The organism is Novosphingobium sp. HR1a (assembly GCF_015594425.1).
Lineage (GTDB): Bacteria > Pseudomonadota > Alphaproteobacteria > Sphingomonadales > Sphingomonadaceae > Novosphingobium > Novosphingobium resinovorum_A.
In genome coordinates this window covers 1-13,660 of record NZ_JABXWS010000086.1, presented here as the reverse complement: position 1 = coordinate 13,660, position 13,660 = coordinate 1, and the positions used below count along the sequence as shown (strand labels likewise).

Sequence of the window (13,660 nt, the reverse complement as noted above, 5' to 3'; positions counted from 1 at the left end):
GTTGCCGATCCGATCCTGATCGATACCAGCAAAAACGTCGTCACCGGGCGCGGCGGCTTCAGCTTCGGCACCGAGGCGGTAGACATGGCCTTTCGCGCCGACGGCAAGAAGATCAGCCTGTTCTCCGGCCAGTCGCCCGTTGGTCTGGGCGGGCATTTCGCCGAGCCTAAGCTGCAGGTCATCACCCCGCAACTTGTCGGCCGCGCGGGTGCCGGTCTCGGCCTTGCAATCGTGGCGACTCCGGTGGCCGGGCTGCTCGCCTTCATCGATCCAGGCGATGCCAAGTCTGCGGCCTGCGGGCCTGTTCTTGCTGGCGCCAACGCCAGCGCCCAGCGCACGTCGAAGGGCAAGCCGCGCGACGACGTCGGCAACGGCACTGCGAAGAAGAACCCTTAGCAAGCGTCGGAACCATCGCCCTCGCCGGCCTTTGCTTCTCCAAAGGAGATCATATTTGTTCGGCAGTATCCTCGGTGCGATTACAGGTAGTCAGGTCGCCCAGCTTCGAGAAGCGTGACGGGGCAAAAAGGGTTTCGCAGCTCTCGGCCACGCCCTCCATGTTCGTGCGCTGAGTCGCGCACCCATCCGTATTCACGTGCTCGTCGGGATAATCGACCTTGCCGCCTACGGCGGTAGCCTCTGGCTGCGCGAACATCCCGAATATGACCCGCGCGCGCCGCTAACGATTGATCAGGCTGACACGTCGGTCACGCGCGGAAATGTCATGGGGGTGCGCGATGATCGCAATGTTTGCCGCGCTTTCCTAAAACGCAGCGATATTGCGATCGCTGCACTCGAACCTGCAGGCAGCGGGGATTGCCGTCGCGACGACCGCAAGCGCCTTGCTGCCCCTGCCCGTCTGGACATCGCATTGCGCCCCTCAGGAGCACATCTATGCCGGCTTCGCGCTCTGGCTCCATCACTATGTGCAGCCTACGGCGAAGCCGGCAGCGCCATCGACATTGCCGCTTTCGTGCTGTCCGATGGTCGCCGTGTCACGGTGCTCAGGGACTGGTCGGGCAAAACGGCTAAGGCGACCTTCCTGCACACGGTACGCGACCATGCCTGTACCAGCTTCTCCACTGTGCTCTCGCCCGATTACAACGCCGCACATGCCGACCATCTGCACCTCGATCAGGCTAGGCGGCGATCGGGATGGAGCTCGTGCCGGTAATATCGACCTCTCTCTCGAACTCCTGAAATCTGAAGCTTGTCCGTGCGAGAGCGTTATTATCGCGTCACCAGCTATGTCGCCTCCCGCCATTTGGCTTTCGCCCTGTAGCCACGTGGACATTTGAAAAGCTTCCTGACGTCTGCGTGTTTATGCATACCGGCAATGAAACCTTACCTCCCGGTCACGCAACTCGCATCATGGGCCAAGGCCCAGTCGCCGAGGCTGCGTGCAGTTGGAAAACAGTAACGGAGTCAGGCCCAGCCAAGCGGCAAACTGACGCCCTGACTTGAACTGATGAGGGTCGCTTACCGACGCAGCAAAAGCGGTAGCGCTAACAGGCCCTACGCCGGGGATGGTCGACAAGCGTCGTGCAACGTCATCGCTACGTTGAAGGGCATTCAGAGCCTTGTCTATTTTCTGGAGCCGGGCATGTGTGTCGATAGCTTGTTGCGATAGCATGCCGACAATCATCGTTGCCTCTGCGGGAAGGCCCGTTTCGATCTCACCATCGACTATTTGGCGTGCCATAGTCAGCGCTTTCTCAATGCCTTCTGGAATAGCGATGTTGAACTCTCCCAGCATGCTGCGCATCATGTTCACCAACTGCGTCCGTTGACGCACCAGCAAGCTGCGTGCTCTATGCAGGGATAGCGCAGACTGCTGTTCACGAGACTTCACAGCGACAAACCGCATCGTCGGACGCGTGACAGCTTCGCAAATCGCCTCGGCATCGACGGCATCATTCTTGCCGCGCTTCACATAGGGTTTGACATAGCCGGGCGGCATTAGGCGTACCTCATGACCAAGGCTGATCAATTGACGCGCCCAATGATGGGATGTGCCGCATGCCTCGATCCCGACCAGGCATGGTGGTAATTTCCGGAAGAACGGCAGCATTTGCGAACGCCGCAGGGCTTTGCGTACAACGACCCCGCCGGTCGCATCGACACCGTGAACCTGAAAAACGTTCTTGGCCAAATCCAGGCCGATCGTGGTAATCTCCATGGCGGATGGCTCCTTCTGCTCGGGTTGCATGACAGCAAACCCATCTTGGCACTTTGATGCCGTGAGCGGGAGCCATCCACCCTATCCGGTTCCGGCAACTCACGACCAGACCTCGACGTTCCGACGCCCTCGCTCACTCTGGAACCAGTTTATTGCGAGCCTTGATGGGATGACCATGCGACCGTGTCAGCCTGAGAGGCGGTGGACTATAGCGTGGATGGCGATATGCCATGCGGCATGCCTTTAGAAAACAAGTCCAGGTCCCTTACAAAACAACTGGAAGCGCAGCGGGTCGTCGACGCCGCCCGTGGCGTGATCGCTGCGAAGGGCATCGCAGGCATGAGTTTGCGCAGTGTCGCCGAAGCGGCTGCCACTTCGGTCGGTTCGATCAGCTATCGCATTGGCGATCGTGCGGCATTGATCGCCGCCGTGCTGGACCGAGAGATCGAACTGGCCGCCGCAACACGCATGGAATGGCGGGATCGGATCGGCGAATGCGATCCGGTGGCGAGCGGCATCCTGCCGGACCTCATCTGCGAATGGCTGGACCAGGGTGCAGGGTCACGGCGTACCTCTGCGATCGTCATGTGTGAACTGGCCTTGACGGCTGGACGTGAGCCGCAGTCGCTTCCCTCTATTACTGCCCTGTTCGACGAGGCGGAAGGGCTCTGGCGCGATCTGCTGTCCTGCTCGGCACAGGGAGAGAGGCTGGCGCGCCTCATCGCGCGCTACTGTCTGGACGAACAGGTCTTTTCCATCCTTCTGGTGGACGAGACGGACTATCGGTTGCTGCGCCATTCGACCGTACGCGGCATGTTGCGAAATGGTTCCGCACCTGTCGAGCCGACTGCGAGCCAATGGCACATGGCGCTGGTCGAGCGCTTGGCGATACCGGCTGCAGCGGCCTTCGATGCGGCCTCTCCCATCCCGCGCGGTTCCAAGGGCGTCATTGCCGAGACAATCGCCGACATCGTCGTGGAGCAGGGAGTTGGCGCCCTGTCCCATCGCACCGTCGCCCAGGCCTCGGGCGTCCCAACGTCCAGCGTGGCACATCATTTCCCTACGCATCGCGATGTCCTCTTCGCGGGCGTGGAGGCGGTATACCGCCGATTGCGCAGCCATATCCATGGTACCGGCGCGCGCCTGGGCAATGGCGACATCATCCGCCTGACTCACGAATGCGCGCTATCGGCGCTGACCGACCCGGCGTTTCGTCCGTTCGCCATCGATATGCGGCGGCGCCGTGCGGAAAACGTCCACGCGCTTTATGCCCAGTGGCTGGGCATCCCGGAGCATTCCGACCGTGCGCGCGTGCAGGCCATGGTCATGGCCTCTATCGGCAACGGCCTGCGGATACTGGCGGAGCAGACCGAATGGCCTAACATGCGCGACCTGCTGGCGACTTTCACGTGAACCGTACAATTGTTTTTAAACTTCAGTTTAAGGTGTAAAAAATACCACACTAATGTCTCAAAAGAGTCATTGGGTGGTTCTAGAGGCGCGTTCTGAAGACCCCCGGTCAACAAGACGGAGCCCCCCATGTCAGCAATCCATCGCAAGCGTACGATCCATCTTCTCTCGACGATCCTGGCCGGAGCGGTTGCGCCCTGCTGGGCATTTACCGCGCAGGCCGAGGAAGCTCCCGCCGCGGACGATGCGCTGCCCGAGATCACTGTCACCGCAGAGCGCCGTGCGGAGAGCAGCCAGAAGGTGCCGCTGGCGATCCAGTCGATCGACGGCGAGACCCTGGCCAAGACCGGGTACACCTCGGTCACCGATCTGCAGTACACGATGCCGGGCGTGCAGTACGATCCCACGCAGGGCGCGGCGTTTCAGATCCGCGGCGTCGGCAGCACGTCGTTCGACTTCTCAAACGCCAAGTCGGTCAGCGTCGTCGTCGATGACGTGGTGATGGACGGCCAGCGCGCCAATGGCCTGACCGGCCTCGTCGACATCGACCGTGTCGACGTGCTGATGGGCCCGCAAGGGACGCTGTTTGGGAAGAACGCCACCTCGGGCGTCATCGCGGTGAGCACCACGAAGCCCAAGCTCGACGAGTGGTCCCTGCGTGCCAGCGCCAGCTTTGGCGAGCATGACGAGCGCATCCTCAACGCAACCGCCAACGTCCCGCTTGGCCCGATCGCGGCTTTGCGCGTATCCGGCTTCGACCAGGCCTTCGACGGTTTCGGCCGCAATGTGACGTTGAACCGCAAGGTCGGTTCGCAGCACGAATACGGCGGCCGCGTGCGGCTCTACCTGGAGCCTTCGGACAGCTTCAACCTGACCCTTTCGGGCGACTATGCCTATCACTGGGACAGCAGCGTTCGTACGCCTGTTTCCGGCCAGTCTGCGGCGGTCACCGCGATCCTCGACGAACTGGGCGTCTATCCCGGGCCGCAGAGCGCAGACACGGCGGATTCCTCCTTCGGCCAGATCGTCACCGAGGAATGGGGCATCTCGCTGCGGGCCAATGCCAAGCTGGGTGATCATGACCTGACCTCGATCACCGCCTACCGTGCCACCCGCTACGACAACTGGACGCCGGCAAGCCTGACGCCTTACGATCGCTATGCGTATATCCCCTTCAATCTGGGGCAGCTCGACACAGACAAGTTCAGCCAGGAAATCCATCTGGCATCGCCCACCGGCGGCTTCGTGGAATATCTGGTCGGCGCCTTCTATAACCGCCTGCATGCGCGCCAGACGCAGCTGCAGTGGTCCACCGGCGGGCAGCCGCTCTATGACAGTGCAGGCACGCCGCTGCCCACTCTGATCGCGTTGACGGGCGCCATCGGCGAGGACGGCAATGCCTCGCTATTCGACTCGGTGAACGAGACGATGGCCGTCTTCGGCCAACTCAAGTTCAACTTCACCCCGCGCCTCGCCCTCACGCTGGGCGGCCGCTACACGCACGACAACAATTCGCAGAGCATCGACTACGTCTATATCAACCCCGAGCCGATCGCGGGATACACGCCCGCCTTCACCGCTTCGAGCGCGGCGCCGGCCTACGATTTCGGCCGCGTGAAGGGCGACAATTTCTCGTTCCGCATCGCGCCCACGTATCAGGTGGCGGACAACGTCATGCTCTACGCGACCTATTCCACCGGCTACAAGCCTGCGGGCATTGCCTTCGTCGGCAACAAGTACGCGCCTTATGAGGACGAGACGGTGAAGGCCTGGGAAGCCGGCATAAAGTCCGAATGGTTCGGTCGACGCCTGCGTTTCAACCTCGACGCGTTCCGATCCGACTTCAAGGACTTCCAGGCGACGATCCTGACCCAGATCCCCGATGGTGCGGGCGGAACGATCAACGCCACCGTGATCGGCAATGCCGGCGGCCTGCGCACCCAGGGTATCGAAGGTAGCCTGGTGGTTCAGCCCATGCGCGGCCTGCAGCTGTCGGGCGCGGTGACCTACACCGACGCCAAGTTCACCAATTACGTCTACAATGCCACGACCAACTACACCGGTTCGCGGCTGACCAATGCGCCGGAATGGTCGGGTACGGCGGCGATCGACTACGATCACGAATTCGGCTCGGGCCTCGGCTTCAAGGCGCATGCGGATTATGCCTATCGCAGTGAGTACTGGACCGTCGTGGGCCAGCCCGCCTACTCGCACGTCGCGGGCTATGGTCTGGTGAACGGCCGCCTCAGCTTTACACTGCCTAACCGCCCGATCGAAGTGGGCGTCTACGCACGTAACCTGTTCGATAAGTACTTCTCGACCGGCTGGCAGCAATACGGTCCTCTGGGTCTGCTCCACTACACATCGCCCAACGCGCGCCGCACTGTCGGCGGCTTCGTCAACGTCAGCTTCTGAAGCCAGACGGCAGGGTGGGACGACCGACCCGGCCTTTCAATCACGGGAGACTTTCATGACTACACGCCGCGCGTTGCTGATCGGTGCGCCGACCGGTCTGCTGGCTGCACAGGCCGCCTTCGCCCCTTCCGCCCTGGGGGCTGCTTTGGGCGGCGCGGGCGCGGGGAGCGATACAGAGGCGCTGGAGCGGCTGATGGTGAAGACGCTGGATGGCGAACTGGGCGATCAGACGGTTGCGCGGCAACTGGCCGCACATATCACCGAAGCGGGATTTCGCTGGGAATATCCGACGTTCCCACTGCGCGAGGCCGACAGCGTGGTCGCCTACAGCTTCGGCTATCGGTCGCCGACCGGAAAGGTCGATCCCAGCACCGGACTGTCCGATGGCGCGGAGACGCCGGAGCCGGGGCCGATCAATGCACTGCTGGCCGATGCCGTCCATGCCATCGCACGCACGCGCGCCGTGCGCGTCTATGCGCAATGGGAGATCGCGCAAGTCCTGATGCAGAAGCATGGCATGCAGGACGTCGTGTCGATCCACCCCACCAAGGGGCCGGATGGCAAAACGATCTACCTGAGCACCGATGGCGTCGCCAAGGCGGCGGTCGCCCATGCCGGTTCCGCGCAGGCGCTGGGCAAGGTCGCGGTCGTCGGGCACCGCGACCATGTGAAGCGCTGCGTGATCGTATCTCGCGATAACGGCATGAACGCGTCGGTCGCACGCGAGGTGCCGCTGCCGGTGGAGTACGACCCCTTGTCCGCCCAGCCGTGGACGCGCCGCCGCGATGCCTATCTCCTGACCGACCTCGTCGCGCAGCTGTCCATGACCCGCAACCGCGTCATCGTCGATCTCGGCGTCGGACATTGAGCGGGAGACTGACCATTCGGAATATCATTTCAATCGGGGCCTTGATCGCGCTGGCAATGGCTGCGCCCGCCTCGGCGCGCGAATTGGCAACGTTGACCCGGCTTGATGCCGACACGGTCGAGCTAAAGCGCGCCGACGCCGCGCCAGCCGGCGTGTGGATCAGCGCGGACACCGTGCTCGACAAGGACGATCGGCGCTTTGTCGCTGCCAGCACGGACCGCAGTCTGACGCTGCCTGTTCCCGCTACCGACCGCCGCTATGTGATCCTCGAAGGCAGGTCCGGGAAGACACGAATAGGGGTCGCCGAAAGGGTGTTGCCATTGGAGCAGGGCAGCAACTTTCGCGATGTGGCCGGCTATGTCGCCCGCGATGGACATACGGTGAAATGGGACGAGGCTTTCCGATCGGGCGCCATGCCGCTGCTGACGGATGCCGATTACGCCCTCCTGGGTCAGCTTGGCATCGGCAACGTCGTCGATCTGCGCAGCATCGAAGAGCGGGAGGTGGCACCGGACCTGACCGACGACAGCACCGGCGCGATGTTCATCGCCAATGACTATTCGCTGAAGCCGCTGATGTCGAAAATGGGTCAGGGCAGTGGCGAGAACCTCTATGCAGGCCTAGAAAAGTTACTGGCACCGCAGTTCCGCTCGCTGATTCGCCGCCCACAGTTCGAGATGCCGAAAGTCGACCTCAAGGACTATCCGAATAACCCGACTCTCAAATACTATGCTGCGAGTGATAAGGGTACGCCGCGCAAGCCAGAGCCGCTTTACACACCCAGCGGCGCGTCCCATTTCGCACAGTTCTTTGAATATCTAGACCAAAGCTATGGAGGTTCAGAAGGATATTTGCGAACGCTGGGGTTTACCGATCCGGATTTCTCCAAATTGCGCCAGGTTATGCTGGACAAGCTGGCTGCTAGTCCCAGAAACCGTCCGAATGGTGACCATGCGCCCTTCGTTTCATGCGGCCGCTGTGATCGATAATGTCGAGGATCATTGCCTCTGACGGTGATCCTGCCCCTGAACGGCAAAAACGGGGCGCGAGCAGCCGTTCGGGCAAGGTCGAAGGAAATGGCAGAAAAGTTCCAGTTCCCGGCGATCGCCCACTCGCAAGACCGAGCTATTTAAGACTTTTAGCCCCTAATTTTCGGCTGCCAAGAGCAGCCCGTCCGGTTTCCCATTTGACGCCCATGACGAGCCGCAAGGAGAACGGCGAGTTGAACCGGGGAAGGAAATCAGGCTGGCAGTGCAGGCCCCAATGCTTCGATGATACGGCAATCCGCAACGATGCCGCCATCGCAGGAATCGATCACGGCCTTGAGCTCTTTGCGAAGCGCGCTAAGGTCGGCCAGCTTTCGATTCACTTCCAGAAGGTGTTCTCTGGCGATCTGGTCGATACCGGCGCAATCGCAGCTGCGGTCGCCCGAGATACTCAGCAACGCCCGAACCTGATCGAGCGAGAACCCAAGGTCGCGGGCACGGCGGATGAAGGACAGTCGGCCAAGCTCCGCCTGACCATAATCCCGATAGTTGCTCGTCGTGCGCGCCGGTTTGGGTAGCAGGCCGATCTTCTCGTAGTAGCGGATCGTCTCGATCTTGGTGCCGGTTGCCTTGCCCATATCGCTGATCGTGAATGCCATGCCCTTGACCCTGTAGTTGCTACAGGCCCAATATAGCCTGCCATCACCGAAAGAGGAGATGGATATGGCCAGCGGATGCTGCGGCGGATCACAGGACGACACAGAAAAGCTGAACCACGCGGCATGGCGGCGCGTGTTGTGGATCGCGCTTGTGATCAACGCGGTCATGTTCGGCGTGGAGATCGTCGCCGGGGTCACTGCCGGGTCCGCATCGCTCAAGGCCGATGCGCTCGACTTCCTGGGTGACACGGCCAACTACGCGCTCAGCCTTGGCGTCGCGGGCATGACGCTGGCGTGGAGGGCACGAGCGGCCATGGCCAAGGGCGTGTCGATCCTGCTGTTCGGCGTATGGGTGCTGGGCAACACCGTCTGGATGGCGGCGCAGGGCGTCGTTCCTGCCGCCGAAACGATGGGTATTGTGGGCGTGATCGCGCTTGTCGCCAACCTTGCCTGCGCCGCGATGCTATGGCGCCACCGCGAGGGTGACGCCAACCAGCGCTCGGTCTGGATCTGCTCGCGCAACGATGCGATCGGCAACATCGCCGTGGTCGCCGCAGCGCTCGGCGTGTTCGGCACCGGCACGGGCTGGCCTCACATTGCGGTCGCAGCGATCATGGCTGCGCTGGCCTTGTCCGGTGGATGGCAGATCATCCGCCAAGCCCGTGCGGAACTGAGGAGCGCGCTTATTCACCGCCGAAGCGAATCCGTACCCCTCCGTTGAGGACAAACCCATCGGTCGGTGCCCAGGCATCGACCGTCCATGCCCCCGCCGGTGCCCGACGCGGCAGAAGCAGAGGGTTATATTTCGTCTGCCGCACATTGAGCAGGTTCTCGGCATTGAGGAACAGGCTGACGTTGCCCAGTATCACTTCGCCTATCGCGCCGAGTTGGACATAGGGCTTGCTGCGCATCCGGTAGGGATTGTCGTCCAGCGACTGCAGCCCGGTGTAATAGGCCTCTATCCCGAAGCGGCCGCGACCTTCCTTCTCCCACATGCCGACCAGGCCCGCGCTGTCTCGGGGCGTCAGCGGTACGATCCGCCGACCGGGCCCATCGGGATCGGGTTCACTCGCGGCGACATGGACGTAGCTCCCGGTCAGAGAAAGAGCCCGCCAGCGATAGCGCAACAGCACTTCGGCGCCGCGTGTCCGCGTGACGCTATCGGCATTGATCAGCGTGACATGATCCGCGTCCACCAGCTGCAGCTGCTGGGCATGGTCGATGTCAGAAGCGAACAGGCTGAGGTTCGCCTCGAACGGCCCGCTGGCGTAGCCGAAGTCGATCGACCCGCTGTCGGCAATCTCCGCCTTGAGCTTTCCATATGGCAGGAGGCGCGCGAGGCCATTGGCCTCTGTCTCCTCGACAAACGGTGTCGGCGCGTAAAAGCCTCGTCCGAGCGAAGCACGGATCGTCCAGGGGCCGGGCCGATAGAGCGCGGAAAGGCGCGGGCTGAGGTGTGAGCCATAGTCGCTATGGGCATCCCAGCGCAGGCTTCCGGCCAAGGTCAGCCTGTCGGCGAGTTCCTGCTCGCCCTGCACGAACAGCGCGGGCACGGCATAACTATAGTCGAAGGCTGAGAATGCTTTGGAGCGATAGTCGTCCAACTGGACCGCAGCGCCCGCCAGCCATGTCGTCGCGCCTGCATTGCCGCCGATCGAGGCCTCGGCAAAAGCCGTGCGGTGACGGTCGTTCTCGACCGTTTCACCGAAGACATGCCGATGCGACTGAGTGACGCCCGATGCGCGCAGATGCAGCGTGCCGATGCCTCCCAGCGGTGTTTCGGCCGTGAGGCCCAGATCGTAGCGTCGGCTGCGCAGCGTCTGCGCAAATGGCGATCCGTCCCGCGCATTTGCGCCAGGCATGGTCCCGCCATCGCGCTGCTCGGCCATTGCACCGAAGGTCAGCAAGGCATTGGTGCCATCGGCAGAATCGAGGAACAGGCGGGGCCGGACTGTGAAACGTTCGTAGCCGGGCATGTCAGCCCAGTCGTCATCATTCAGATCCTGACGGCTTTGCCGGTCGTTGCCCGCCGTGATCGAAGCGCTGAGCGTACTACCGAGTGGTGCTGCGACATACCCCGTCACATCCTGCCCGTCCCGGCTAGTGGCATTAAGCAGGAGTTCGCCCTGTGGTTCGCTGGCCGGACGGCGCGACACAAGATTGATGACGCCGCCGAGCGCGGAAGGACCATAGAGCGCTGATGCCGCGCCCTTGATGATCTCGACCTGGCCAAGATCGGTCGGCGGGATTTGCAGCAGGCCGATGGAAGGCGTCTGCCCGCCGTAGAGCGGCAATCCGTCAGCCAGTATCTGGGTGTAGCGGCCCTTGAGGCCCTGGATGCGGACATTGGCTGCCCCAAGGGCGGGAGATGTGGTCTGAACCCGAACGCCCGGCGTCTCGCTTACCAGCATGGCGATGTTACCAGGGCGCATGAGGAGCTTTTCCTCAATTTCTTCGCGATTGATGACATCGACGCGAATGGGCTCGTCCTGAACCCGGCGTCCAGTCCGTGTCGCCTGGACGACAATCTCGGTCTCGGCTTTCACTGCATGGTCGGCCTCGGTCTGTGCATAGGCCGGGCCGCCCATCATGGTCGCAATCCCTAGCGCGCCAGCACGGGCATAGACCCTATCGCCAAGAAATCTCGAAATCACCTTGCTCCCGTTCCTGCCCGGCATGACGCCAGCTAAGGAAGGCTTCATAAGGCCTGTAGCAACTACAGGGTCAAGGCCGGCTTGCAGGATTTACCGAAGACGGTCTGAATGGCCAAAATTTGGGCGCAGCGCTGCCAAGCGGCTTCGCGTTGGGAGAATGGCAAATTGTGTCAAAAGTCCGTTCAGCAATCGACTGACGAACGACTGGCTTCGGTCGAGGGCTAAAGGCGGCCGGCATGTCGTGGAGCATTTTCTTGAGGTTAGTCTCCAGCAAAAATGCTGCAATGGATGCTGATCGATTGAGAGCATCTCGTAGTATGTAAACCTTCGACTTCTAGAGATTGCGCTTGTAAATACGATCACTGGTATTTCGGCATTGAAAGGAACACGCAATGTCTCCCCGCTCCTTGCTTATGTTTCTGGCGATGGTCGCCGCAGCGTTCGCATCATCGGCTTCGCAAGCGCAATCGACGGGGCTCGACGACATGGTCGGCGCTCGTGCCGGACAGGCCGAAGGGGAACTCCAGCGTCGCGGTTATCGGAACATGCGTGGGGAAAAAGGGGATGATCGCAGCTACAGCTATTGGTGGAACGAGGATAGCAGACAGTGCGTGTCCATTGCTACGATGGATGGCCGCTACGCGTCGGTTACACCTTCAACACCGCCCGATTGCGGTAAGGAAGCAGCGCGGACCGGAAGGGTGTCTAACAAGCGGGATCATCGCGATCGGGGCAGCCGCGCATTTGTCGCTCCTGATGAATTGTCCCGGATCTGCCGAAACGAGGCTAGTGCCCGTTTCGATCGACGCCCTAGCGAAGTGACAGCGAACGCACCCATTCAGCAGCGGGATGGCTACCTGATCCAGGGCTGGTATGATCGCCGTGACGACAGCAAGGGCACCACATTCTTCAATTGCCGCTTCGATCCCGACGGGCGCTTCCTGAGCGTCAACTGACGACCGCCATCAGGCTCTTTCGTCTGACCTCAGAACGACTGAAAGAGGCGCGTCGCTGCCCCTGTTGACCTCGACCCTTAGCAGCCGTTCAGCAGCCAATTTTCTGTTCTTCACTGCGGTCGGTCGTCTGTGGATGGCTCCCGCGTTGCAAGCATAAAGTGATGATCTGGCGTCGGGTCGGGTGCAGTCGTCTGTCCGGCCTGTTGATGCAGTCGGTGCAGACTGCTGGCCCTGATGTTGTCCGCGAACAAGGTCCTATCGGCTTTGCAGGCTCTTACGCCTATGACTGACCTTGGGTTGTCCTTGTTCCCGGTCCGACCGGTTTCGCCATCACATCCTTCGCTCTCACAACCTCGTGAAGCTGATCTCCTCAGCCAAGCTCTATGATCTATGCTATCGCCAGCATAGGCGCATGCCCGCGTTCGAAGACGCCGCCACGCGCCATGAGCGCCCATGCGATCCGCGCTGTCTTGTTAGCGATGGCGACCGAGACGACGCGCGCTGGCTTTCTGGCGAGCAGCGCGACAAAGCGAGGATCGACCGTGTCAGGCTTTTGCTTGGCGTATCGGACCAGCGCGGTTGCACCGATAACCAAGAGCTGCCGCAGATATTTATCACCCATCTTAGTAATGCGCCCCAAGCGCTCCTTGCCGCCGCTCGAACTCTGCCGCGGGGTCAATCCCAGCCAGGCGGCGAACTGGCGCCCGGAAGAGAACTGGCTCGGGTCGGTCACAGACGCGGCAAGCGCGGTGGCGCCGATCGGCCCGATACCAGGGATCGTCGCCAAGCGCCGGGCCCTGTCGTCACTCCGCTGCAGAGCGGCGAGCCGCAGATCGAGCTTGCGCAACTGGGCATGAAGCTGGAGCAGTTGCCCTGCCAGCATGGCGATGACGTTCGCTGCTTCAACAGGCAAGTCGAGCTTCGATTCCCCGTCGACGATCTCGCGCGCGATCTGCAGTGCCTTGCTGATCCCGACCGGGATGGCGACCCCCAGTTCGGCGAGTACGCTGCGCATCATGTTGACCAGTTGCGTGCGCTGTTTGATCAGAAGGTTGCGCACGCGGTGCAGCGACAGGGCCGCCTGTTGTTCGCGCGACTTGATCGGCACGAACCGCATCGTCTGACGTGTGACCGCTTCGCAGATCGCTTCCGCGTCGGCGGCATCGTTCTTGCCACGCTTCACATACGGCTTCACATACGCCGCCGGCATCAGCCTCACCTTATGGCCCAGCTTGGTGAGTTCGCGCGCCCAGTGATGCGACGTCCCGCAGGCCTCAGCGCCTACCAGGCACGGCGGCAGTTTCTCGAAGAACGGCAGCATCTGTGATCGCCGCAGCGCCTTGCGAATGACGACCTCACCGGTCGCGCTGATGCCGTGAATCTGAAAAACGTTCTTGGCCAAATCCAGGCCGATCGTGCTAATCTCCATGGCGGGTGGCTCCTTTGCTCGGATTGCATGACAGCAAACCCATCTTGGCATTTTGATGCCGTGAGCGGGAGCCATCCACCTCATCCGCTTTCCCAATTAGAATGTTT

At 61.8% G+C, this 13,660-nt stretch carries 10 protein-coding genes and 2 pseudogenes; 8 read left to right on the top strand and 4 right to left on the bottom strand.

Going from position 1 to position 13,660, the window contains the following annotated elements; all coding sequences use genetic code 11:
• Both HWN72_RS22390 and HWN72_RS22385 read left to right on the top strand, forming a co-directional pair.
• Nucleotides 1–396 (top strand): annotated as a pseudogene (locus HWN72_RS22390) (AsmA family protein); the annotation flags it as partial.
• A gap of 196 nt (nucleotides 397–592) precedes the next feature.
• A complete protein-coding gene (locus HWN72_RS22385; RefSeq protein ID WP_289357139.1) occupies nucleotides 593–1,171 on the top strand; it encodes an extensin family protein in 579 nt (192 codons plus the stop codon).
• Between the two features lie 246 nt (nucleotides 1,172–1,417).
• Here the strand turns inward: HWN72_RS22385 and HWN72_RS22380 are convergent.
• A pseudogene (locus HWN72_RS22380) lies at nucleotides 1,418–2,176 on the bottom strand (IS110 family transposase); the annotation flags it as partial.
• A 213-nt stretch (nucleotides 2,177–2,389) separates the two neighbouring features.
• Here HWN72_RS22380 and HWN72_RS22375 point away from each other — a divergent pair.
• From HWN72_RS22375 to HWN72_RS22360, 4 genes are all read left to right on the top strand, one after another.
• Nucleotides 2,390–3,589 carry a TetR/AcrR family transcriptional regulator gene (locus HWN72_RS22375; protein WP_211151441.1) on the top strand — a complete coding sequence of 400 codons (1,200 nt, stop codon included), beginning with the start codon at nucleotides 2,390–2,392 and terminating at the stop codon, nucleotides 3,587–3,589.
• Between the two features lie 126 nt (nucleotides 3,590–3,715).
• Complete coding sequence (locus tag HWN72_RS22370) at nucleotides 3,716–6,001, top strand: TonB-dependent receptor (RefSeq protein ID WP_211151440.1); 2,286 nt, start codon at nucleotides 3,716–3,718, stop codon at nucleotides 5,999–6,001.
• Nucleotides 6,002–6,056: 55 nt separating this feature from the next.
• Nucleotides 6,057–6,869, top strand: coding sequence for a hypothetical protein (locus HWN72_RS22365; protein ID WP_211151439.1), 813 nt, complete (start codon nucleotides 6,057–6,059; stop codon nucleotides 6,867–6,869).
• A 41-nt stretch (nucleotides 6,870–6,910) separates the two neighbouring features.
• A complete protein-coding gene (locus tag HWN72_RS22360; RefSeq protein WP_248006249.1) occupies nucleotides 6,911–7,858 on the top strand; it encodes a tyrosine-protein phosphatase in 948 nt (315 codons plus the stop codon).
• A gap of 251 nt (nucleotides 7,859–8,109) precedes the next feature.
• Here HWN72_RS22360 and HWN72_RS22355 read toward each other — a convergent pair whose 3' ends face one another.
• The gene (locus HWN72_RS22355) at nucleotides 8,110–8,514 is read right to left on the bottom strand and encodes a helix-turn-helix domain-containing protein (protein WP_211151438.1); all 405 of its coding nucleotides are present in this window, start codon (nucleotides 8,512–8,514) and stop codon (nucleotides 8,110–8,112) included.
• 64 nt (nucleotides 8,515–8,578) lie between these two features.
• Here HWN72_RS22355 and HWN72_RS22350 point away from each other — a divergent pair, with 64 nt between their 5' ends.
• Nucleotides 8,579–9,235 (top strand): cation transporter, encoded by a 657-nt coding sequence (locus tag HWN72_RS22350; protein WP_211151437.1) that lies wholly within the window; start codon nucleotides 8,579–8,581, stop codon nucleotides 9,233–9,235.
• Here the strand turns inward: HWN72_RS22350 and HWN72_RS22345 are convergent.
• Nucleotides 9,198–11,105: a TonB-dependent siderophore receptor gene (locus tag HWN72_RS22345; RefSeq protein WP_211151436.1), complete on the bottom strand. Its 1,908-nt coding sequence runs from the start codon at nucleotides 11,103–11,105 to the stop codon at nucleotides 9,198–9,200. The two genes, HWN72_RS22350 and HWN72_RS22345, sit on opposite strands and share 38 nt — an antisense overlap.
• 476 nt (nucleotides 11,106–11,581) lie before the next feature.
• Between HWN72_RS22345 and HWN72_RS22340 the strand changes: the two genes are divergently transcribed.
• Complete coding sequence (locus HWN72_RS22340) at nucleotides 11,582–12,124, top strand: hypothetical protein (RefSeq protein WP_211151435.1); 543 nt, start codon at nucleotides 11,582–11,584, stop codon at nucleotides 12,122–12,124.
• Between the two features lie 388 nt (nucleotides 12,125–12,512).
• Here the strand turns inward: HWN72_RS22340 and HWN72_RS22335 are convergent, their stop codons facing one another.
• Nucleotides 12,513–13,553 (bottom strand): IS110 family transposase, encoded by a 1,041-nt coding sequence (locus tag HWN72_RS22335; protein ID WP_211151434.1) that lies wholly within the window; start codon nucleotides 13,551–13,553, stop codon nucleotides 12,513–12,515.
• Nucleotides 13,554–13,660: the final 107 nt, after the last annotated feature.

Coding starts and splice junctions, on each gene's coding strand:
- HWN72_RS22355 (WP_211151438.1), bottom strand. CDS start 8,514: ATGGCATTCACGATCAGCGATATGGGCAAGGCAACCGGCACCAAGATC.
- HWN72_RS22365 (WP_211151439.1), top strand. CDS start 6,057: ATGACTACACGCCGCGCGTTGCTGATCGGTGCGCCGACCGGTCTGCTG.
- HWN72_RS22345 (WP_211151436.1), bottom strand. CDS start 11,105: ATGATGGGCGGCCCGGCCTATGCACAGACCGAGGCCGACCATGCAGTG.
- HWN72_RS22340 (WP_211151435.1), top strand. CDS start 11,582: ATGTTTCTGGCGATGGTCGCCGCAGCGTTCGCATCATCGGCTTCGCAA.
- HWN72_RS22350 (WP_211151437.1), top strand. CDS start 8,579: ATGGCCAGCGGATGCTGCGGCGGATCACAGGACGACACAGAAAAGCTG.
- HWN72_RS22335 (WP_211151434.1), bottom strand. CDS start 13,553: ATGGAGATTAGCACGATCGGCCTGGATTTGGCCAAGAACGTTTTTCAG.
- HWN72_RS22370 (WP_211151440.1), top strand. CDS start 3,716: ATGTCAGCAATCCATCGCAAGCGTACGATCCATCTTCTCTCGACGATC.